This window comes from Psychrobacter sp. SZ93C1 (genome assembly GCF_015864635.1).
GTDB classification, from domain to species: domain Bacteria; phylum Pseudomonadota; class Gammaproteobacteria; order Pseudomonadales; family Moraxellaceae; genus Psychrobacter; species Psychrobacter fozii.
Map to the genome: position 1 here is coordinate 39,477 of NZ_JADYWY010000003.1, position 24,061 is coordinate 63,537.

General features: G+C 42.2%; 13 protein-coding genes. 5 read left to right on the forward strand and 8 right to left on the reverse strand.

What is annotated here, in order from left to right:
• Positions 1–3 precede the first annotated feature (3 nt).
• The 3 genes from I6E83_RS04870 to I6E83_RS04880 all read right to left on the reverse strand — a co-directional run bounded on the left by I6E83_RS04870 (position 4) and on the right by I6E83_RS04880 (position 3,984).
• The gene (locus I6E83_RS04870; protein WP_197100205.1) at positions 4–1,203 is read right to left on the reverse strand and encodes an HlyD family secretion protein; all 1,200 of its coding nucleotides are present in this window, start codon (positions 1,201–1,203) and stop codon (positions 4–6) included.
• Positions 1,204–1,429: 226 nt separating this feature from the next.
• The gene (locus I6E83_RS04875) at positions 1,430–2,296 is read right to left on the reverse strand and encodes a YihY/virulence factor BrkB family protein (protein ID WP_197100206.1); all 867 of its coding nucleotides are present in this window, start codon (positions 2,294–2,296) and stop codon (positions 1,430–1,432) included.
• Positions 2,297–2,346: 50 nt separating this feature from the next.
• Entirely contained in the window at positions 2,347–3,984 is a 1,638-nt protein-coding gene (locus tag I6E83_RS04880) for a TolC family protein (RefSeq protein WP_197100207.1), read from the reverse strand.
• Between the two features lie 453 nt (positions 3,985–4,437).
• Between I6E83_RS04880 and glpK the strand changes: the two genes are divergently transcribed.
• The 4 genes from glpK (at position 4,438) to I6E83_RS04900 (ending at position 9,116) form a co-directional block, all read left to right on the forward strand.
• Entirely contained in the window at positions 4,438–6,021 is a 1,584-nt protein-coding gene (glpK, locus tag I6E83_RS04885; RefSeq protein WP_197100208.1) for a glycerol kinase GlpK, read from the forward strand.
• Between the two features lie 311 nt (positions 6,022–6,332).
• On the forward strand, positions 6,333–6,845 hold the full coding sequence (locus I6E83_RS04890; protein WP_194197425.1) for a hypothetical protein: 513 nt from the start codon (positions 6,333–6,335) through the stop codon (positions 6,843–6,845).
• Positions 6,846–7,140: 295 nt separating this feature from the next.
• Positions 7,141–8,169, forward strand: coding sequence for an endonuclease/exonuclease/phosphatase family protein (locus I6E83_RS04895; protein ID WP_197100209.1), 1,029 nt, complete (start codon positions 7,141–7,143; stop codon positions 8,167–8,169).
• A 248-nt stretch (positions 8,170–8,417) separates the two neighbouring features.
• Positions 8,418–9,116 (forward strand): TetR/AcrR family transcriptional regulator, encoded by a 699-nt coding sequence (locus I6E83_RS04900; protein ID WP_110923056.1) that lies wholly within the window; start codon positions 8,418–8,420, stop codon positions 9,114–9,116.
• 105 nt (positions 9,117–9,221) lie between these two features.
• On the opposite strand, the gene I6E83_RS04905 is transcribed toward I6E83_RS04900, so the two are convergent.
• The 5 genes from I6E83_RS04905 to I6E83_RS14970 all read right to left on the reverse strand — a co-directional run bounded on the left by I6E83_RS04905 (position 9,222) and on the right by I6E83_RS14970 (position 20,621).
• Positions 9,222–9,995 carry a hypothetical protein gene (locus tag I6E83_RS04905; RefSeq protein ID WP_110923055.1) on the reverse strand — a complete coding sequence of 258 codons (774 nt, stop codon included), beginning with the start codon at positions 9,993–9,995 and terminating at the stop codon, positions 9,222–9,224.
• Between the two features lie 135 nt (positions 9,996–10,130).
• Positions 10,131–15,449, reverse strand: coding sequence for an SdrD B-like domain-containing protein (locus I6E83_RS04910; RefSeq protein ID WP_197100210.1), 5,319 nt, complete (start codon positions 15,447–15,449; stop codon positions 10,131–10,133).
• A 131-nt stretch (positions 15,450–15,580) separates the two neighbouring features.
• Complete coding sequence (locus I6E83_RS04915) at positions 15,581–17,728, reverse strand: beta strand repeat-containing protein (RefSeq protein ID WP_197100211.1); 2,148 nt, start codon at positions 17,726–17,728, stop codon at positions 15,581–15,583.
• 49 nt (positions 17,729–17,777) lie between these two features.
• The gene (locus tag I6E83_RS04920; RefSeq protein ID WP_197100212.1) at positions 17,778–18,245 is read right to left on the reverse strand and encodes a hypothetical protein; all 468 of its coding nucleotides are present in this window, start codon (positions 18,243–18,245) and stop codon (positions 17,778–17,780) included.
• A gap of 321 nt (positions 18,246–18,566) precedes the next feature.
• The gene (locus I6E83_RS14970) at positions 18,567–20,621 is read right to left on the reverse strand and encodes a hypothetical protein (protein WP_197100213.1); all 2,055 of its coding nucleotides are present in this window, start codon (positions 20,619–20,621) and stop codon (positions 18,567–18,569) included.
• A gap of 610 nt (positions 20,622–21,231) precedes the next feature.
• On the opposite strand from I6E83_RS14970, the gene aceE reads away from it, so the two are divergent.
• Positions 21,232–24,045, forward strand: a complete 2,814-nt coding sequence (gene aceE / locus I6E83_RS04930) for a pyruvate dehydrogenase (acetyl-transferring), homodimeric type (RefSeq protein WP_197100214.1) — start codon at positions 21,232–21,234, stop codon at positions 24,043–24,045.
• Positions 24,046–24,061: the final 16 nt, after the last annotated feature.

A 24,061-nucleotide genomic window follows, 5' to 3' on the forward strand; every position in this document is an offset into this window, starting at 1 on the left:
GGGCTACTCTGGGCTTTTATTAGTAAGAGTAGGGTTGATGCGCACAATGACACTCATACCTGAGCGAATCCGTGCATCAGGCGTCGTTGGGCGTGCTTTTACCTCAAAAGTACGTACATCAAAGCCATCATCATTATTGGTCGGACGCCAAGTGGCAAAGTCAGACAACGTCGAAGTGGCGTAGACCGTAAACTGCTTTGTATAAGGTTTATTCGCTGAGGATAGTGCTGGAATCGTCCCCGTAAACTGCTGACCAATTGCCAACTGGTTCAAATACGTCTCAGTGACATTAAGCACCACCCATTGGTCACTGGTATCGACTAAAGTGAGCAGCGGCACACCTTGACCGATGACTTCACCTGCATTGACAATGACATTATCTACGATACCTGCTATAGGGCTTCGTAAATTGGCTTCTTCTTTTGCAACTAGTGCTTCATCGAGTTTTGCATCGACTTGTGCCACTTGTGCGGTGGCAGCTGATTTGTCTTCACTACGTGCACCTTCCATCGCTAAGTCGTATTGCAAGCGTGCTGCTTCAGTTTGGTCTTGGGTGGCCAGATATTGAGCGTACGCTTCATCGCGTTTTTGTCTTGCCATTAGTCCTTCTTCATATAGACGGTTGACACGTTGATAGGTGTTTTCTGCCAAGTCTGATGCCGCTTTATTGGCTTGCCATGCCGCTTTTGCCTGAGCGATTTCTTGTGGGCGGGCGCCATTTTCTGCTTTATCTAACTGGCTTTGTGCCATTTGCTTGCCAGCACGTGCTTGATCAATTTTGGCATTAATCTCAGGCGAGTCCATTTCAATGAGCTGTTGACCAGCGGTGACAGCATCACCCTCTGTGACCAAGATTTTAGAAATACGCCCCGGTACTTTTGCAGCGATGGACGTTTGCTGCATTTGCATCTGCCCTTGTAAGGTGATCACTTCAGGTTCGCTGTGCTGATTGCTCTTATATAGACCGTAAGCCACCATGCCTAATACAATCAAAACAAATAGTGCTAGAAGCCCCTTTTTTATCATGGCAGATTTATCAGCTTTTGCTGCATCGCGCTTATAGTGAGGCACTGTCTGCTCTTGTTGAGATTCAGGTATATCTTCTGCAGCATCAACTAAAGTTTGACCATCTTGAGAGACTACTGGCTCGGTTGAATCAGCTGGTTTTTGTGAGTGGTCTGATTCGTTTGGAAATTCAGTCATGACGGTGAGATTCCTAAAGCAGCAAAGTTGAAAATAAAGGGTTTATAATTCGGGCGTGTCATCAATTAGCACATTAATACATTTAGTGGCCTTAAAATGGCTAAATTTCGCTAAACATCGTCAGAAACTTTGTCAATATGTTCATATTAACGGCAATTCCTTCCTTGTTTATCTACAATTTTTCTCATTTTTAGCCTCAGAATCAGAATCTAATTGATGACACGGCCTAGTAAACACGGGTAGCATAAGGTTTGGCGCTTTCTATGGCTTCAGAATTAAAAATCGCACCAAAGGCCACGATAAATGCTGAATAATAAAGCCACAACATAATGACCACAGCCGCTGAAAGTGCGCCAAACTCAGCGCTATAGTTATTAAAATTCTGTACATAAATTGAAAATATAACAGACAACACAATCCAAAGAACGGTTGCCAATGCTGCTCCGGGCATCAGTTTCTTTAGCGCTACCGCATCACGGTTGGGGGCTAGGCGATACAGGCCTAAAAAGCTTAAAAATATGATACCTGCCAATATCGGCCATCTGCTCCAAAGTGCAATTGTCTTAGCTATTTGAGGGAAAGGGAAATAGGCTGCCCCCAAAGGTATGATAGCAATAGAGGAAACCGCGATAATCAACACAACTACTGCTGCAAGGGTCAAACCAACGGCTCTGATGGTGCCTTGTATAAAGCCGCGCTCTTGAGTGATATGAAAGGCAAGATTGATCAGAATAATTAAAAACTTAATACCTTTAGAGCCAGCATAAAGAGCGAGTAAGCTCGATAAAACAAGGCTGAGTGTTAGTGTGGACGTGGTGCTAGAGACCAAGTCGCTCAGACGTGAATTTAGGATTTCATATACTGTGTCAGGTATAAATGGCTGTAAAAGCGCAATCTGTTCTTGCATCTCAGCGGGCGAAAACGCAAGACCATAAAGCAGTACAAACACAGCCATTACTGGAAAAATGGACAAAAACCCAAAAAATCCCACGCTCGCGCAATGTGCCCAAACATTAGAGCTGTTTGCGATACGCCAGGTTTCTAGTAAAGTCTGTAGCCAGCTATTTGTTGATGTAGAAGTTGGTTCTTTCATAAGACAAGTATTCGCAATAGGCTGATTAATTAATTACTCATATCAAATTATTATTCGTTATACAAAGTCGGCAATTGAATGTCGGCAGCATTCAGATAAGCGTTAAACGCGAGAGGCGTGCCGCAGCTTTGCATGAGCGCCGCCAGTGATTGTACGTAGCTGTTTGCTGCTTGTGCTTGTTCAGTACGTGCTTTGAGTGACTGTGTCTGAGCCTGCACCACCTCGATAGGGGTATTCACGCCTTCTTGTAGCCCCAATCGGCGCAAACGTAATACTTCTGCAGCCAGATCAACATTGCTTTGTAATGCTTGATAACGTGATTGAGCATTGTTGACATCGTGCCAGTTTTTTTCTACTAATAATAATAGATTGTCACTGACTTCAATTTCAGACAAATCTGCTTGGCGAATTTTGGCATTGCTCGATGCCAGTGATGCCGTTTTATCTAGTCCGCCCCATAGTTTCCAGCTTGCCGAAATACCAGTAACCCAACTGGGGTCTTTTTCAAGTTGACTATAGCCATACAGCACGACAGTGGGCTTATAACCCGTATCGGACAATGCGTGTAACTGCTGTGCTTGCGCACGCTTGGCCGCTACTTTTTGTAAACCTGGATGATTGGTCAGTGCTAAGTCTTGAAAGTAATTCACATCTGGTAATGGACGACTAGAGACAAATAGTGGGGTGGTAGGTTTGATGCGATATTCGGTACGCAATAGGCGTTGCAAGGCCATCATCGCAAGGCGTGCATCATTGTTGGCATTGACGGATTCGCTTTTTGCATCGGCCAGTGCAGACTGTGCTTCTAACCGATCAACACGAGAGATGAAGCCTTCTTCAAACAGTCGCTGAGCCATATGGTCAGTCTGTTGCAGAGTATCATAAGCATCTTCGCGTAAGTAGGCCGCAATGATAGCCAACTGCGCTTTGAAATACCGCTTAATCAACGTGTTATATAGCTCATTTTTATCCAACAAGCTGTCTGCGACGGCTTCTTGAGTACGAGCATCAGAAGCGCCTATTAAGGCAGTTGTGCGTCCAGCGGTATAGATAGGCCATAAGACCCCAAGTCCTGCACCCGACGTTGATCCCGAGCGTTTTATGTTATAAGAATCTGGGATACGCTCATCAACCAATCCATCAAAATCTGGCAAGTTCGGTATAGCCGGAACAATACTATCTATTTCGTTGACAACACCACTTTTGAGTGATGATAAATCAACATCAGTGTCCAGATGGTAAGCAGTCGCTGATACGCGTGCAAACACCAGTGGGTTGTCTAAGGTGCTTAGCGCATCAGTCTGATAGTCACTGGCGGCGATTGCTGCTTGATTGGCAGCGATTTTCGGCGATACTTGTAATAAAATATTTTGGGCTTGTTCGAGACTTAATAAGCTTGGTACTTCTAAAGAATAACTATCATCGATACTTTTATGAGTAATTGGGTCGATAACCGTAGATAGGCCAATTGGTTGCTGAGCTCTATTCAGTTCTTGGTTTGTAGTGAGTGAGCTGTCTTGGGCATGGGTTTTTTGAATATCGCTTGGATAGTCGGCATCAGTAATTTGTGTCACATTATTCTGGAGCTCAGTATTACTCTCGTTTGCGCTTGCGACATTGGATGCCGCTGAAGCTATAAGCGCAACCATCATCACCGAATTAGATAGAGTCGATAAAGCAAATTTCATAAGTCACATAAGCCATTAATTAGAGTGCAAGGTGTTTTGGTGTCAGATAACGTCTTAACTATAGCGAAAGTATGAACCATTGTAGCTATTTACTGATGGAGAAAAGCCGAAATACCAGTCTATTACAGAGACCAGAACTTTGTTATCAATAACAAAGCGTACACTGTAGTGCCACAATAGTGACGGGTCAATGCTCAATATTCTCCTGTTTTCTATTGTATAGTCAATAGCAGTATGATAGAGAGCTGATTTAGTTTTAAAATATTCGTTTATAAGTAATGTGATAGCGAATACCATGGGTGGCGTATTTTTAAGTTTGAGCGGATTAGTATTAAATAATTATTATTTTTAAATGACATTATTAACTAATGTCAGCAGTAATACGTAATGAATGATTGAATCATTGCACCGATTAATGAATCGTATAAACAATACCAGTAGAAGGTGGGTGGCATGGCAGGATACATTTTGGCTTTAGATCAAGGGACAACATCGAGTCGCGCGATATTGTACGATGACCATGCACGTCCGATAAAAATGGTACAACAGCCGACAACGCTGCAAACACCCAAAGCTGGATATGTCGAGCAAGATGCCCAACAAATTTGGCAGACTCAGATTAGCTGTGCACATGATGTGATTAATCGGGCAGGCCTACTTGCTACCGATGTGGCCAGTATTGCGATTACCAATCAGCGTGAGTCGATTGTTATTTGGGATAAGCAAACGGGCAAGCCCTTAGCGCCTGCTATTATTTGGCAAGATCGCCGTACGGAACGCTATTGTCAAACATTGGCTGTGGAAAAGGTTACTAATGATAGCGATGAAGACATGGCAAGTGAAGTGCAACGCATCACAGGCTTACGTCTAGATCCTTATTTTAGTGCCAGTAAAATTGCTTGGTTGCTCGAAAACAATCCCAAATTGAGCGTGCGTGCTAATAGGGGTGAAATCGCGGTCGGTACGATAGATAGTTGGCTTATCTATAAACTGACTGGCGGAGAGCATGTCATTGATGTGAGCAATGCTTCTCGTACGTTACTATATGACATTCATAAACTGGCGTGGTCACAAGAGCTGTGTGCACGGTTTGCCATACCCATGAATATCTTGCCTAAAGTCCTACCATCCGACGGTGATTTTGGCAAAACTAAAAAAGGATTGTTCGCCAAGCAGATACCCATTCAGGCTGTACTGGGTGACCAGCAAGCAGCGCTTTTTGGGCAAGGCTGCCTCGATGCTGGCATGGCAAAAAACACTTATGGCACAGGTTGTTTTATGCTGATGAATATTGGCCAAAAACCAAAACTCAGTGAGCATAAATTATTGACAACCATCGCTTGGCAAAGAAAATCTATGCCAACTCGTCCAGAGAATCTATCGTTTGATCAAATCGTACAATCGGGCAAGCGTATGCTACAGCCACCCAAAAAAGAAGTGACCTATGCGTTAGAGGGCAGTGTGTTTATGGCGGGCGCGATCGTCCAATGGCTGCGTGATAATTTGGGTATGATTCAAAAAAGCAGCGATGTTGAAGATTTGGCACGACAGGTAGACAGTAGTGAAGATGTGGTTTTGCTGCCTGCATTTACCGGACTGGGTGCACCTTATTGGCGCTCTGATATCAGCGCGAGTATCACGGGCATGAGCCGTGGCACTACTAAATCTCATATTGCGCGTGCAGCTCTAGAAGCCGTGGCTTATCAAACTTACGATGTCCTCATTGCCATGCAAAAAGACAGCCCTCATCCGCTGACTGAGCTAAGAGTAGATGGCGGCGCTGCCAACAATGACTTGCTGATGCAGTTTCAGGCTGATTTGTTGAATGTACCAGTATTACGCCCGAGAGACACAGAAATTACTGCCAAAGGCGCTGCATTACTGGCAGGTCTAAAGACTGGGCTATATGACGAAGCAACGATGCGAGCATCATGGCAAGTTGAGCGGATTTTTGAACCTACAATGTCCAGCGATATTCGTGAGCAACACCTCAATAAGTGGAAACAAGCTATTGATCGAGCATTAAGAACGATATAAACGGTTGAGTATTATCATCAAAGCCCTGTAGTTATTTAGCGGAAGATTACTTAACGTTGTCGAGTGTTCTACAAAAACATTATAAAGATACAGGCTGTAACGCAACGCAATCGCAACTTGGACACAGTTTACATAATCTGCCTATCCGTTGTTATCCATAAATTATTATACTTTAGTCGAATTAAGCAAACGTGCTGATTCTTCAGAAATTGGTAAAATTACAATTTTAAGATTCATAACTTAATAAATAAGTACTTAAGAAATAGGCACTTAATAAATCGAATATATAATAAACAATTAAGGATAATAATATGAGTAACCATGACAGTATTGATCGCAGTGAAGTAAAGCATATGTCAAAAGAGGCAAAGCAAGACCTAAATGCTGACATCATCACTGGTGAGCCAGGCTCACATCCACTAGGAACAGGTATTGGTGGTGTAGGCGGTGCAGCGGCAGGTGCAGCTATTGGTACAATGGCAGGTCCACTGGGTACCTTAATTGGTGGCGCTATTGGTGCTATTGTTGGCGGCGGCGCTGGACATGCAGCAGCAGAAGCTATCGATCCTACCCATGAAGAAGCCTACTGGCGCGCAGAGCATGCCAATGCGGATTACTACAAAGAAGGCTATGACTTTGACCGTGACTTACATCCAGCTTATGCAGTAGGCTATGCTAATCGTGCTAACTATCCCGTAGATGCTCGGTTTGAAGATCATGAATCAGAGCTAGAGCGTTCATGGCACGAAGTAAAAGGCGAATCGCGCATGGAATGGAACGATGCACGTAGAGCATCACGTGACGCATGGAACCGTGTATCATAATGAACAATATAGTTATTTATGTTAATTAGTGAACTAAAATCAACTAGGTGAAACTAACAGCATATTAAGTGTAAGTAAGCAAACAGTGTGTAAGCTTGCACTCTTATGACCAGATTGAGTAAAGTTGTAGATATTGCTCTATTAACAGACAGAATAACTTGAATTTATGCATTTTCGAAGCTCTCAAAGATTTCTTTGGGGGCTTTTTTGCTGTATATTGTTTGTTATATATGCATGTTATTTCCAAAAAACACTATTAAAAACAAATGTTAAGAATAATAATAGTAGGTAATCCATGAATAATAATATAAAAGAGAATAATTCAAAGCAGTTTTACATAGCCACGGCTAATTTGCTAAATTTTGCTAATCCAGATCGTATTTATTACGAGAATGCCCCCGCTTATAATAGTGATGAGTATGAGCACAAACTACAGGGTATTAGTGATTTATTATCAAAAGCACATGCTGATATCATCGCTGTGCAAGAAGTATGGGACAGTGATGCGCTTGAAGCATTGGCAGTCTCGTTAGGATTTAAGGCGGAGCATGTGGTCGTTCCCTTGGCCAGTAATGACGTGTCGAGTCCTTATACCCAAGGTAAAGGCGCACAGAACACGCCTGCTGTTGGCATTATCAGCCGTTTTGAACAGCTGGAAAGCAGCTTGTTAGAAGAGATTTTACCTGAAGCGGTGATTGAGGTTCCTGATATAGGTCCTTATCAGCGATTTAATCGTCCGCCGTTGGTGGTACGTGTTAATGCATATGGCCAACCAATAACGATTATCACTGCTCATCTTAAGAGTAAGCGTGCTTTTTTCTTACGTGATAAAAATGGCATCTTGTTAGAAGATATGGACGATCCTAATATTAGAGTCCGTGCCAAGCTACGCAGTTTATGTATGCGTGCTGCAGAAGCCGCTTCTATTCGTATGTCTATTATAGAGCGCTTGCAGCATACTCATGAGCCATTGATTTTATTGGGTGACATGAATGATGTTACTGGTAGCGTCACCACCCAACTAATGGCAGAAACGGGTGAAGTTAACTATGACAAAAGCATGCGCGATATCGCATTGTTTGATGCTGCTCGAATTCAATCACGCTATGGCTGGATGAAAGATGTGGCATATACCCATATCTATCAAGGCATGCCAGAAGTGATTGATCAACTATTTGTTTCAGAAGAGTTTTTACCTGACAGTAAGTTTTCACTTGGTCAGGTTGAACGGGTGGACTATTTTAATGACCATTTAAAATGGGATTATGCAGATAGAGTCATCGATCATGGTATTATAAGAGCGAAAATAAAACTTAATAATTAGTTTTATTATATTAAATTGCACTAAATGGTCAACTCTATTAGATTGTTGATTTACACATTATTTTTTAACCCATTTATCTCCCTTGCTTGATGGTGTACAAGCGTTTATGATGCGTCTCCGTTAGATGTAGTAGCGCTCGCATTGACGCTATATTACTCACTAATAGGATGTAATTCTTTCATTTCGGATAAGTATTATCCAATGAAAATTGTATTTATAAAACAGGGTGTAACCTTAAGAGACTTATAATGAGCGAAAATAAAGACGAAAAGATTGAAGATGTGTTGGTAGACTCGGAACTGGCAAAAAAACTTGTACCGAATAAGTTTAAGTTTACGAGTCAGCAAGGCCGTGCGCGCCGTCAAAAATTGTTGGCTGGTGCCAAAAAGTTGAGCGAAACGCTACCAATTAATGATATTACCTTGGCTGCTGTCTGTGAAGAAGCGGGTATACCAAGAGCATCTGCTTATCATTTCTTCCCTAATATTGAAGCCATATTTTTAGCATTGCGCTTTTTGAATGCTATTGAAATATTAGAAATCGTAGAGACGGTTGATGTTGGTAATTATGATAGATGGCAGGGCTATCTAACCGCACTGATTGACCAGTGTGTGACGATATTTCATAATGATGAAACAAAAGCAAAGCTCATTTATGACACCAACACGCCTGATTTTGAAGGTGATAGTTTTGGTGAAGACATTAATCATCAAATCGTTGATTTGGTTTACAAACGTCTATCAGAACGCTATGAGATGCCAGGTTTCCACGATATCCAAGATACGTTGTTGATTGCTTATAGTATTGTCAATTCTATATTTACGTTATCTTATCGCCGTCATCAGAAAATCACTGACGACTATATCCAAGAAGCGAACACTGCATTTATTGCCTATTTACGTTGCTACTTACCAGAGAAGCTACCACGTAAAAAAGTATCAGTGTAGAAGAATCGCCTTAAGAATGTATAGAAAAAGCCGACATAATATGTCGGCTTTTTTGTGTTTAAGATTTTAATAACTCCATTAGCAATGAATATGGCTATGATTACTTTATGGAACTGGGGTCAACACTTGCCCTTGGCAAACATCATCACCCGTGTCCAAAGGGGCATATTGCTTATAATAGCGGACGATTAGCTGTTCTAAATTTACATTGGTTTGTGAGTCGTGTGCGTTTACATAAGCCTCGCGTGCTTGTTCAAGCCAACGATCTGCCATACGAAAATGCATACTTGACTCTCGCCAGCCGCGCTCACATTGATTGGTGGCTGCCCAAATGAGAGTCACTTCGCTAAATGCTATCTCACGTGGTGCTGAGGCGATACCATCACTATCTTTAAGAGCATTTAGAGTCGCCCACAGATCAGGTCGCATGAGAGCAGAGTTTGAAGGTATGTCTTGATGTAGTGCGATGTTTTGTATCGTATCAGTCTCTAGCGCTTGCAGTATCGACTCGGCCATTTCTGTCGCTATACTACCAGCAGATGATTTGCTATTCATACTGTCTTGATGAATAGCGTAGTTTAGCCATCCTTGTGCCTGGTAAGCAAAATACTGTTGCTGCGCAGTTTTATCAGCTTGTTGGTAAGGTTTCAGCTGATCTACCATACAGTTCAGGACGCGTTGCTCATTACTTTGGTATCTATAAGAAGGCTTTTGATCTTGAGCATCATTACGACAGTCAGTAAAGCTATGTTTATCTGTGATCTGTGCAGTATCATTTTCTGCCAAAACAGGTGAGACAGTTGTCAGCAGTACGATTGCCGACAGCGCAGTATATATCGACTGTTTGCGAGAAATGGTTTTAATTACAGATGTAAACATGGTGCAAACCTTATATTAAGGTAATAAGTATTGATATTTAGCATCATTATGGCTAGAACTATGACCTATCGGTTGATGCTAAATAACAGAGTAAGTGCAACATTGTTCTCAGTAACTGAGAACAATGTTGTCAAACTATAAGGTAGAGTCACTGGCTAGGCGGTTATTCTTGCGTGGATCTTCACGTTTGAATAAGTCTTCATCAAACTTAAAGCGCAATCTGAAGTAAGCGCCTTCTTGCGTACTGTCATCATAGGCAATATCTTCATCTTCAAAGCCCATGAAGTTATAGCCAATGGATAACCAAAGATTGGTCATTGGGCTATAGCCTACTTCAGCACCAAGCATATAAGCCAAGTCATTTGCTTGCTCGTTCCAGTAAGTACCCGCTTGCATGCCGATATCCCAGCGCTCACTGATGTCATAAAGACCGCGACCATAGACGGCATGAGCAGTGTTATCACTCGTCAACCCATCTGCTTTGTATTCTGTATATTTACCTGCATAGCGACCAGACCATGTCATAGCACGCGTAGGATGGTAGTTACCGTTCCATGACCACACCATGGTATCTTTCTGATAAATATCATCGCCAGTATTATTGTCATCTAAACGATATTCAAACTTTGCAAGCATGTCTAGCTGGTTGCTATCGTAATCACGGTATGCTGCACCTAGCTGAAAACGGTTGATCGTACGATCACCATCGTCATAGTCAATACGTGAATAAATGTCTTTAGCCAGTAAAGTAATATCGTCGGTATAGCGGTACGCAATACCTGCGCTACCGAGTAATGTATCGCTCGTCTCGCCCCAACGTTTCTCAAAACGTCCTGATGCTTTGTAGTCTTCTTTTGCAAGATACTCAACGCCGATACCTGCCGCCGTTGCCGTGTTATCTTCTTCACCTTCAAGAGATTCAACGCGCTCAAATAAGGTATTTAAAGTCAGACCTTCTTGAACATACCACTTGTTTTTTAGACCGATAGCAGCTTCAGCTTCGCGAGCACTAATGGCATCACTCATGCGGTATTCGCTATAGACTTTGCCATCTTTCATATAAGCGGCATCAAAACCGAAAACCGTACGCTGACGTTCATCAGTGTCATCAAGGCCATAAGTACCAGATAAGCTGTTGATCAAGTCATGACGGGCATATAGTCGGCCCAAGCTTCCCATTGGCGTTTCACCACCAATAGACGTTGCATTGCGTGAGCTGTGTTCAATATCTTGCTCATATTCTGCAAATACCAATGAGTTATTTAGCTTTGGCAAATGCGCTGTGATACGGGCGCGAGCAGTGGTGCCTTCGATGTCCTCGTCCGCACTGCTGATACTGCTTAACGCTGACTGATTGATGATGTCGTCATTGAACAAGGTGTCGTTTGTGATGTCCAAAACATCTGTTGCAGCTTGAGTGTTACGTGAGGCAGCGGTTGCGTCTTGTTTGTAGTAGCGCACACCAATTTCACCAACGACGTTTTCAGTCAAGCGATGCTCGATACTGGCTTGTACACCTTCACTGCTAGCATCAGTAGTATGATCTTCTGTACGTATACCTTCTAACGTTAATGCAGTTTGCTTGCTATTTAAAGTACGGGTGATTTCTACACCAGATTCGGTACGCCCAGCAGTCAGTGGCGATGAACCAGTGACAAAACCTTCGTCAGCATCGTTGTAATAAGCTTTGGCACGTGTGTTTTTCTTGTTATCAAAATCAAGCTCGATACGGAATGCGTTGCCTTCGACATTACTGTCGTTCAACTCTGTGGTGTTAATCTGGTTGCTTGGCTGGAAGTTTGGATTTTCAGCTTTGTTCATGGCATATTCAGCGACTAGCTTTAGCTTGTCATTGAATTTAATGACGCTATTCAGGCTAGCAAGCTCTTCTTTGTTAAGTGGATCATCACTATTGATATAACTACCGCCAATAGAAATTTTCTCATTTAACTGTTGCTTGGCTGCGATACCACCAACCAAGTAATCTTCACCACCTTCATCTACTTCTACCGTGACACGGATATAGACAGGGTTGCCATCAATATCTTGACTGGCAATAGGACTCTTTAAATATAGGCTACGGCTAATAGGGTCAATTTCGTAATCAGCAAAACGTGTCAGTGTCTCACGGCTGACGATCAGTCCAGAATTGTTTGCGTCACGAGTGATGATTTCGATGGTTTCAGAGTTTTCTAGTACGGCATCAAAGTTTTCAGCCAATGGGTAAGGGCCTGAGATACCAAGGCCACGAGTCTCATTGACACGCTGGCTTGTACTGGTCTCTGCTAAAAAAGCGGTAACACGAGTATTGCTGTCTTCAAACTGAGCTTTTAGGCCTGTCAAAGTACGGTTGTATTGACCGAGCTTGATACCTTCATCATTATCAATCTGAGTCTTTAGATCGCCATACATAGCGAACGAGCGACCTTTATCAAGGCGTACGTACAGCTTGCTAGTAGATTGGGCATCAAAGCCTTTAGCTGATGAGTCACCATAAACAGGATAGTATTCGCCAGGATCGATATCACGGAATAAACGTTCGCCTTTTTTATCACTGTCATATGCTAATGTCAGCAGATAGTCGCCGCGTACTTTGCCTTTGAGGAACATAGCAGCACGACCAGTCGCTGAATAGTTATCATCGCCAGAAATTTCATTTAGCTCTTGCTCAAATGCGCCTTGAGCATCAGTGATGCTGCCGCCATCAAAGTCTTTGAGCGAGATAGCACCTTCTACAATACCCACAGCAATCAGTGGACGCAGCTGAGCGGTAAACTGTAGAGGGATAACCTGTTTGCTACTGCCAGTGTCGATAACCAGCTCGCCTTTACCCGGTGCGCTAGGCGCGGTCACAGGAATCAATAGCTCGCCGCCTGATACGATAACTTGGGTACCGGCCGTGTCTTTACTGCCATCTTTTAGATTGATACGACCGATATTGGTATCGATAGTAATCGGGGTCGAGGCGATGTATGGACGACCATCACGATCTTTTAGGCTGATGACGACTTGGTATTCGCTGATACCGTCGGCAGCTACTAGCTGGGTTTGAGTACGATAGTCAATCGCTTGAAGGCTATCTGGCGTTAACACTTTGATCGTTTGTTCAGAGATGACTTTACCATTGATATCGGTAGCCACACCGCGCAAGGTATTCTTGCCGCGTTGTAAGTCCACTGCGTAATAATCGAAAGCAGTGACGTTTTGCTTTTCTTGCTCAGCTGTTTTACCTATTTTTTGCTCTGATACTGCTTTGCCGTTGGCATATAGTGTGAATATTGATCCGAGCGGTGCTTGTACCTGTACTATTTGCTTATAAGAACTAAGCTGTTGACCTTCGTTTAAGTTGATAAAGGCAACATCATTATTAGCGACTTCTTTTAGGTATAGCTCTAATTCTTGTTCGACGGGTGGTGCTACTGTCGTCACAGCCATGTCAACGCGTTTGCTTGCTTCACCAACCATATCATTGACGATTGCAGAGTCGCAATTATTACCAAGATCTAAATCGCCATTGATATTACAGCCACTAGCATCGACATTATCTTCGTAGTCACGATTATAGTCAGGCTCTAGAGTCAGCTCCGTTTTGATAGCTTGCTCTAAGGTATCATTTTTAGTACCTACTGATTTGCTGCGAGCGACTAGCTCAGTATTCAAGCGTTCAGTGCTATCACCCATGCCACCAACGATAGCAAAGTCAGCACGATGGAGTTCGCCATACTTTAAATCGACAAAACGGCTACCAGCATCACCAGCATTTCGATTGCTTTGGGTGACCATCTCGGTTGCATGAGGGATGGTGGTGCGGTCTACTTTCAGGACGTGTGTCTTTGCACTGATCCCATAGAAATTATACTTACCTTCAGGATCAGTAACCACAAAGTTACCGTTTTCCATGTAGATACGGACGCCTGCGACACCCAGCTCGCCGTCTTCTTTTTGTTGAATACCGTCACGGTTGATATCGTGATAGACCTTACCAATGATAATGCCATCCGTATTCATGACGCCGCGTTCTACATCAATTTTCCATTGTGCTTCTCTTGAAGCAACACTTTGACCTTGGTCATTGCTAGCCACCGCAGTCGCGCGGTTGATACCGTCACCACCTAATGATGAGGCACCAATCAACACACGATAAGTTATCTTTTTACTTTCGCCAGTTGCCATATTACCTAAGCTTAGCACCTGATATTTGCCATCAGTCTTAAACTCAGTAGTCTGTGCTTGATTGATATCTACATTGGTCGTTGGGCTGACACGCACACTGTTATCAACGTAATCAAAACCACGTGGTAGGGCATCTTTTAGCTGTACATCGTAAGCTGTAGCATTACCGTTATTCGTAACATTGATGGTATAGCTGACATAATCTCCAAGATCAGCGCTTTTGACGTCACTTTCTTTGGTCACGACTAAGCTTGCATTATCATCAATGATATTGATTTGCGTATTTAGATCATCGATACGGACAGTAAAGTCGCTAGCAGTTGGTAACTGATCAGTACCTGTACCGACAGAAGGGTCGATACAAGCATCTAAACTGGCCGTTAAGGTATCGTTGACCAAAGTCTGGATAAATTTATCATCAATCGCATTGGCATTATTTTGTGTCGGGGCAGATAAGCGGTATTTACCGGTGTTATTGCCTGTTTCGATGCCTTTGAGAGAGTAGGTGTCACCCGTTAGTGGAGACTTAACCGTGATCCATACTTGATCTGGCTTATCAGTCTGCACGTTACACTGAGCATAGCTTGCGTCAATGTAGACGTTTTCATTGATTTGTGAGGTGGCTTTGGTTTCATCAAATTGAGGCGTGGTAAATTTTATCTCAGGCTCGATGATAACAAGTCTGTCGATCGCTTCAACCGCTGCTATTGATGGGTCTTCTAGTATGATAGCGCCAATTTTTACATCAGCAGTATCGCCATCTTCACCATTGATATCTGATAGCGCTTGTACGATAAGCTGAATGCTTTCGCTCTGACCAAGTTTGATTTGAGCGCTCAGGTTATCGAGCATGATTTGTCTATCTGCTGAATCAACTTTTCCATTGTTATTAAGGTCTTGATAGACCTTTAAATTAGAAACTGTTGGCGAGATAGCAAGTGTTAGCTCAACCGTTTGCTCGCTATAACTTGTATTGCTCAGTACGTTAACCCAACTTACCTCTGTGTTAGGCATGACAGTACGTAGAGGCTGCTGAGTTAAGCTGATACCGTATGCAGGTAGGTCTGAGACTTTAGCCTGTACCTGATTTGAAATACCGTTTTGTTTGATAGACTCAACGTCATAAGCCACATTAGCAATATTATTGATAGTTTGCACGAGAGTAATAGGCGCAGCAAACGCCATATTTGATTGCATAAGCAACATCGCTAATGACAGCGCAGAAATCTTCGCTGTACACAATGTGATACGATTAGACGGTGTCATGATAGATAGAGTCATATGTCGCTTATCCAATAAAACATAAAGGGGTAGGGTAAGAGCCTTCTAGCTTGGCTAATAAAAATCGATTAGGTCAAGCTAGAAGGGTGTTCTATAAGCAGCATTCGCTACTCATAGATTTATTGAATTAATTATTGATTGGTACCGGTCTGTGAAGGTTTCGCAGAAAATACAACGTTAGCGGTTGTATTAGCTGCTACAGTTGCAAACGTAACTTTTATCACCTGACCAAGAGATTGATCGGTTGCTGTCGGCGAAGCTGAAAAGCTGTTAGCTTGATAAGTAAGCGTAGATGCTAAAGTATCTGATACGACAAGGTTGTTAATTACTCTAGCGCTATCAGTAAAAGTGTTCTTAGATTCTAACTTATAGAAGATACACTGAGCAGCAGTCGCTGTTACATTTCCAGTTGACCAAGCAGCAGAGCTAACAGCAGGATTCGCACCACAACTATCTACTATTTGGTATTTTGTCAGATTAACACCTTGCATAGTCGTAGTAGACGTTGTGGACAATGGATTATCGCCAGTACTAGTAGGTGCAGCAGTACCGTTAACTGGACCTTTAGGCTGAATGGCTATTGTCAAAGTCTCAAAGTCGCCTATGTTATTTACATTAGCTTGTGTAGAGTTTGGATCGTTGCTACCTTCACCTGACGAGGCAACTTGCACGCCAATTTTGACGCTTTCGCCAGGAGCTAGGCCTTTACGATTAGTAGTACTTCCTGTTATGAAAGGAGTAGCAGCGTTCAGCTCATAAATACCGTTCACACCGACGAGTTCAGTTTCACCTGAGTCAAATTTACCATTGTTGTTAGCATCCACGTATACACGTGTGATACTGATATTAGGATCATCGATAATGCCATTATTTCTAGTAGCAGTCGGCTTTATAGACAGTTTTACAGAACTATCATTATCGCCTGTTCCAGCTGCTTCTGTGACATCAGTACCGTTGTTGGTGATGGTATAAGTATAAGTATTGGTAACTTCGTTGTTAGTTGAAGGAGTAACTAAAGCTACTTCTTTGTTTACACCTGGAGTAATAGCAATAGCACGAGTCTGATTAGTCGTTGTCACGGTTGCATTAGTATTGTCATCTTTACCTATTGTAGGCGTAGCTGTATTTTCATAAGTGCTCTCTGTTAGGCCACCTGCAGTAGTACCATCATCAGATCTATCAATGATATCCGGGGTGTTAGCGTTTACATCGCTCTTAGTATTATCTTTAACAACTGCATAGTTGGTAAATAAGCTACTAGTTGTTGCGCTAGTTGCTTTCTTAGCACGGAAAGTAAGCGTAATAGTTTCGCCTACTTTAACGTTTTGACCTGTCACTGAGATGGTTTTACCATCACTAGATATAACAGGTGCAACTGCTGCGCTACCGTTAGAAGATATAGTGGTCGGTGCAATGTAGTTAGCCTCAGTGGACTTTATGGCAACTAAGCCTGTAGGTAAGTCATCAGAAATAACAATGGCAGTACCATCAATATTGCCTTCGTTTTTAACGGTTACAGTGTAATCAACATAAGCATTGGCATTATTTAAATCAAAGTTCTTGTTTAAAAGATTGGTTTGAGCTGATTTTACGATTTTGTATATCGGAGTTGTTGTCTTAGCATTATCAGTGTTGACTGCTGTATAAGTAGCAGGAGCTGTATTTGCAGATTTCGATTTTAAGTAAGTACTTTCAGCAGTAACCGTCAAGATACCGTTAGCGTCCGCAACACGCTTAGTATCAGACTGAGCAGTAACGGTAATGAGCGCTTTTTCACCTGGCGCCAATGCAATTGAATCGTTATTAGCAATAGTTACTTCACCACCAATGTTAGTGCCAGCTGCATTGGTTTTTTGATACTTAATAACACTATTGCCAAGGTTGTAGTCAAAGTTATCGCCAGTTACATTAGCAAGAGTGATCTTGTAAGTGTCGTTAACGTTACCACCGTTAGTCAATGTATGAGTGAAATCTACTGTTGAGCTCGCTTGCGCATTAATAGTACGGTCTTTACCAAAATCATCATCCTTTACATCATCAACTACTGTTGATATTAAAGAGAACGAACCAGTTTCAGTAACATTCACCGTAACTACATTCGACTCTGCAGTCTGTGAAGTGGTATTACCGGCAACCGTATAAGAAGCAGTTGCTTTGTTCGTTACATTAAATGAACCAGAAGTACCACCCGTCGGGGTAGCAGCATTGGCAGTAGTGATGCTCATTGCTGCGGCTAGACCAACAGCCAACACTGAGTACTTAAATGAATTAGGTTTCATACGGTAAATTTCCTAGGGGTTTAATTAGAGGTGTTAAGAGTCAATAGGTTTATCGGTCAACGGTAGTATTGATAGCAACAACAGCTGTCTTCTTCGCCGGTAATAACTTGATATTCCAGCGTAGAGTACGATATTCAGAATATGGAACTTTTACCATCTTGCCATCTACCTTTTTCATTAAAGGCATATCGGCATAATTCTTGCCATCAGTACTGGCTTGTGCACTTGTAGGGTATGCCTCACCAGTGAATGTCATATTTATAGGAATAGGTAGAGTGACCATCAAGTCGTTGATATCTTTATTAATAGTATTGGTGTAAGTTGCCTTGTATTGAATGACAGTACCTACTGGTGCGGTACGTACCGGAGAATATACTGTCTTACCGTCTGCATTTTTGGTAACTTGATTGGCTGTTAGTTCCATTTTTAGAGCATCTGCTGCATGTGCATTACCCAGAAAGCTGGCACATAATATAGATGTCATGACTAATTTGGTTGTTATGGCAGAAAATTTCATAATTCGTCTCTCTTTCAGTAAAAAATATTTATTTCACTTCAACAAACCAATTCATTTCGTGAATTTTTCCAACGTGTTTTCAGAATTTTCTGTATGTTTGATGTAAGTAAAATACGTTTTTAGTATTCTTAAGGTAATTATATATCGTTTATTATTTAAGCTCAGAAAAAGCAGATGGAGTGAGTTATAAAACAGCTGAATGGTAAAACTGACTCGTCAAATAGGTAAAAAAAAACNAGTGATTTAAATCTCATTTAGTTTTTGATAAGCGCATCACCATTTAATTAACCATCATTTATTAAGTGAGATATTTGTGCATTATCAATCAGCTAATGATCTAAAATACGTATTTTCTAATAGAATTACAGAAAAGTTAGAAAACAAACATGCTGTTACCGAGCAAGAAGTAAAACAGTGCTTTAATAATAGTAGTGGAGNAAAGCTGCGAATGCTCCTTTTTGTCAACACAGTAGCTATGGTAGTAATAGTTCCATTTTGACCTTTAACGAGACCATCGCTGTAAATGCCAGAGGCTCGTGTTGGATCTGCCAATACAGAGGTAACTGTAGTGTCTGCTGGATTACTAGCGTCATTTTTTTGTAGTACATCTTGCATAATAAAATTGCTAATATCCATATTTGCGCGATTTGTGGCTGTAATTCTATAAGCAATACATTGACCTGGCTGCACATCAGCACCATTCGTTGAGCTAGATAATGCGTTTTTACTATATGTGGTGACCTTGGTCAAGTCTGTAATAGTACATGTATTTGCTGCTTGCTCTTTTTCAAGTACGATGGCTGAATTTTTAGTAATCACTCGGCCAAAATTATTATTTGAGTAACTATAGGTATTGGTTATTAAGCTGATGCTACGTTTATCAATCGTTGTGCGTACAGGGTAGGCGCTCCCACTGTAAGTTTCGATGAGACAAACAGAGCTTTGAGTACCGATGACACTGCTAGCGATGTTAAATTGGTAAGTACCAATATCGCTTACGTTTGTCGAGGTTAAGGTTTGTGTGCCGTAGGTTTTGGTTGGATTCTCACATTTATCTACTAATGTAATTGTACTGCCAGAGATACCTGTTTCAGAAGGGGCGTTCAATATGCCGTTGAAATAATTAGAGTTGTTATACACGCCACTCGTGATGGTGCTATTGGTAGCATCAGCCTGGGCGTCGGTAATGCCACCATTGTCATTAAATACAGTGCCTGTGAACACATAATTAGGGCTGTTTGTGATAGTACATGTGATTTCATCACCATAATTTAGATTGGACAACGTAAATGAGCTGGCTGTGCCAGTAGGCATCACAGTCGTGCTACCGGTTGTCGCATTGGTACAAGTATAGCTAGTGCTGTAGTTACTAGCATTACCATTTATTATACTTTCAGATATGGTATAGATAGTACTTGGAGCTAATTCCAATGGGGTAACAGTGCTTCCGTTAGTTATGGTTGAACCTATCCCTGTTGTCGTAAAAGAAGCTGTAGAGCCTTGAGTATCAGGAGTCAACTTTCCACCAGCTACTTTAATATTGAACTGGTCACGTTTAGTATCGCTGTCGTTAAAACGAGTACCTTCTAATTGTTTTCTTACAGTCAATTTAGGTGGTGCAAGACAAAAGTAGAAGTCTGAGTAGCCCACTACATGGTCACCAGTGGATGCGGTTGTAGAAGCCCCCGTATAGGTATTACCATGAGTGGTAACAAACGGTGTGTTTGCTGACTGTGCTCCCCATTCAATATTAAAGTTACATGGACTAGTGGGGTTACAGTTCGTCCATTGGTTAGCAGTAATCGTTTTGCTTGAATTAGATAATGTGAAGTTGGTTGTAGTGCCTGATGTAGTATAATTGCTAAAAGCACCACCAGCAGTGACAAGTGAGACTGACTCAGTATATTTTCCACTTAGGTTTGCATCTAAATCCTGAACAACAAATCCATATTTTGATACTGGTTTATTAATAGTAGCTGTCAGCCTATGATTGATGTCGATTTTCTCGCTACTATGGCGAATATTAAGAGCATTCGTTGTCACACCGCTAAAACTGCTGACCTCTGGATAGCCAGTTCTAACAAAGTTAATATCAGAAAATGATAGTACTAACTTAAGACCGCTATCGAAGCTATAGGTAGTACTAGCATTTCCTGCTGCTGACCAGCTGAGCGTTGCTTTGGGTGCAGGAGTAGTGCTCTTAGAGCCCAGATAGTACATCGCATGATCGCTTGGGCATGTAGGGTTGGCTTCAGCAAAGGCCAAATTACTGACTAAAAGCATAGGAACAGCGGCTATCAATGCCATCATTCGACATATATATTTACTGAATAAATATGTGCTAATTGAGTCTAAAAGTCGTTGAGTTTGCTGCATGCTGCTGTTCCTATAAACGAAAACTCGGTATAAATGTCTACCTACCAAACCGCTCTATATGTTACATAATACGTATATTAGGTAATAATTTCGTAAAAATCATAGGAAGTTGATGAATGGTAGTTTTGTTATGACCAATCACATCAAGACGTCTTGATTATTAACCTGTTACCTTTTATATACTTGACTTTAAGCTATCGCTATATTAGTCATTTTTAAAAAAACTAATCATTATTTATTTTAAAAATACTTGTCATATTGTCATTTCTTTACAGCTATAAACATCTATGTCATAAGCGCCTATAATAGAGAGTTATTATCGTTTGATAATTGGCTGTAGGCGTTGAGTAATGACTTTGTCCTAACTACCTAACTATTCCATTCGTATGTAATGGATAGTACTGTTGCTTTTAGAATCGTTATCTTGAACGGTTCGATATTGTGGAGCGGTGAAGTACAGTCATACAAGCTTCAATATGAAACGTAACTTCTTAAAATTAACAAGGAAGTCATTGAGCACATCATGTATGTAAGACAGTATTGAGTAATACTTTGATTTTATAAATTCCTGCTATTGAGTAGGATTGACTGACAAACAAGGACAACAAAGATGAATTATTATAAGGATGCTGATAGCACCGAAACACAGGAATGGCTGCAAGCTTTTGAGTCTGTACTCAAACATGCAGACAAAGATCGTGCTCAGTTTTTGCTAAAAGCTTTGTACAACATGGCGGTTCAAGAAGGACTGCCGTTCAATAGATTAGACACCGCTTACGTTAACAGTATTGCTGTCGAAGATGAGCCAATGTACCCAGGCGATCTAGGCATGGAACGTAAGATACGTGCTTTGATTCGTTATAACGCACTTGCTATGGTTATGCGTGCCAATAAAAACGACGATGATCTAGGTGGTCACTTAGCGACATTCGCTTCTAGTGCGACACTTTATGAAACTGGTTTTAACCATTTCTTCCGCGCGGCTAGCGATCACTTCGGTGGTGACATGATTTATTATCAAGGTCACTCAGCACCAGGTATCTATGCACGTTCTTATTTAGAAGGCCGTTTGACCGAAGATCAGCTCGATAATTTCCGCCGTGAAGTGGGTGGTAAAGGTCTATCAAGCTATCCACATCCCTATCTCATGCCGGATTACTGGCAGTTCCCAACGGTATCGATGGGACTTGGCCCAATCATGTCTATCTATCATGCCCACGTACATCGCTATATGGAAAACCGTGGATTACTAGAAAAAGAAGGTCGTAAGATTTGGACATTCTTAGGTGATGGTGAAACGGATGAGCCAGAAAGTTTAGGTGCCATTTCTCTTGCAGGTCGTGAGAAGTTGGACAACCTCATATGGGTAGTCAACTGTAACTTGCAGCGTCTTGATGGTCCAGTCCGTGGTAACGGTAAAATCATTCAAGAGCTAGAGTCAGTATTCCGCGGTGCAGGCTGGCGAGTCATCAAAGTGATTTGGGGTGGCAACTGGGATTCATTACTCGGTAAAGACCATACAGGTGTGCTTAAGCAACGTATGGAAGAAGTGGTTGATGGCGAGTATCAGTTGTACGAAGCGCGCACGCCTGAATTTACCCGCAAAGAATTCTTCGGTAAATATCCAGAGTTAGAAGAAATGGCAGATGCCTTGACTGACGAAGAGATCTCGCGCTTAAACCGCGGTGGCCATGATCCAGTTAAAGTGTATGCTGCATTTAGTGAAGCCATGAAAACCAAAGGTCAGCCAACGGTTATTTTGGTTAAAACCGTTAAAGGTTATGGCTTATCTGCTCAAACGCAAGCGGTCAATAAGTCGCATCAGATCAAGAAGCTTGATCAAGAAGCCTTGATGTATTTCCGTGATCGTTTTGATTTGCCATTTACCGACGCGCAGCTAGAGACCCTACCATTCTACCGTCCTGAAGAAGGTTCAGCGGAGATGAAGTATCTCAAAGGCCGTCGTGAAGCGTTGGGTGGTCATTTACCAAACCGTCGCAGTGGTCATATTCCACTGAATATACCTGAATTATCGATGTTTGATCGAGTGCTAAAAGGAAGTAATGGTAAAGAGCAATCGACGACCATGGTATTCGTCCGCTTACTATCAGCGATGTTAAAAAACAAAGACATCCAAGATCGCGTCGTACCAATCGTACCTGATGAAGCACGTACTTTCGGTCTAGAAGGTATGTTCCGTCAATTGGGTATTTACTCGGCTGTTGGTCAGAAATATACGCCAGAAGATAGTGAAGCATTGATGGGCTATAAAGAAGCCATCGATGGTCACATGCTAGAAGAAGGTATCAACGAAGCAGGCGCAATGAGTACTTGGATTGCTTTGGCAACCAGCTATTCTGTGAACGCATTGCCGATGATTCCAATGTATATCTACTACTCGATGTTTGGTTTCCAGCGTGTGGGTGATTTGGCATGGGCGGCAGGCGACTGTCAAGCACAGGGCTTCTTATTGGGTGCAACGGCTGGCCGTACGACGCTTAACGGCGAAGGCTTGCAGCATCAAGATGGCCATTCACAAATCTTGTTCAATGTCGTGCCTAACTGTGTGACCTATGATCCATGCTTTGGTTATGAGTTAGCAGTAGTTATGCATGATGGTTTACGCCGCATGTATGGTGAAGGCGAGCGCGTTTACTATTACCTAACGCTAATGAATGAGAACTATGAGCAACCTGAAATGCCAGAAGGTGCCGAGGAAGGTATCAAACGTGGTATGTATTTGCTCGAGGACAATGGCTCAGCACAAGTACAGCTATTGGGCTCAGGTGTTATCTTACGTGAAGTGCAAAAAGCATCACAGATCCTAAAAGACGAGTTCAATATTACGTCTAACGTATGGAGCGTGACCAGCTTCAACGAGTTGACTCGTGATGGTATGGTTTGTGATGATTACAACCGTCTGCATCCAATGGATGAAGAGAAAGTGCCTTGGGTTACTGAGCAATTAGCACCGCACGAAGGTATCGTAGTTGCAGCGACAGATTATATGCGCAATTATTCAGAGCAAATCCGTGCTTGGTTACCAGACAACCGTCCTTATACCACGTTGGGTACTGATGGTTATGGCCGCTCTGATACTCGTGAAAACTTACGCAGTTTCTTTAACGTTGATGCCGCGCATATCGTTGTTGCAACGCTTAAACGTTTAGCGGATGAAGGTGAAGTTGAGATGCGTCTGGTAAAAGACGCGATTTCAAGCCTAGGTATCGATGTCGATCAGCCACCTGCATGGCAACAGCAGTCTTATTCGGATCATTCTCCAGATGCGCCAGCACCAGGTAATGTCAATCCAACGCCTGTCCCTGAGTTTATCGCTGAAGACGACGAAGAAATCAGTAGTGAAGGTCGTGCTGAAGATCAAGCAGATGCTAATGTACTCAATGATGGTGATGTCAAAGAATAATAACCATAAGACTAGG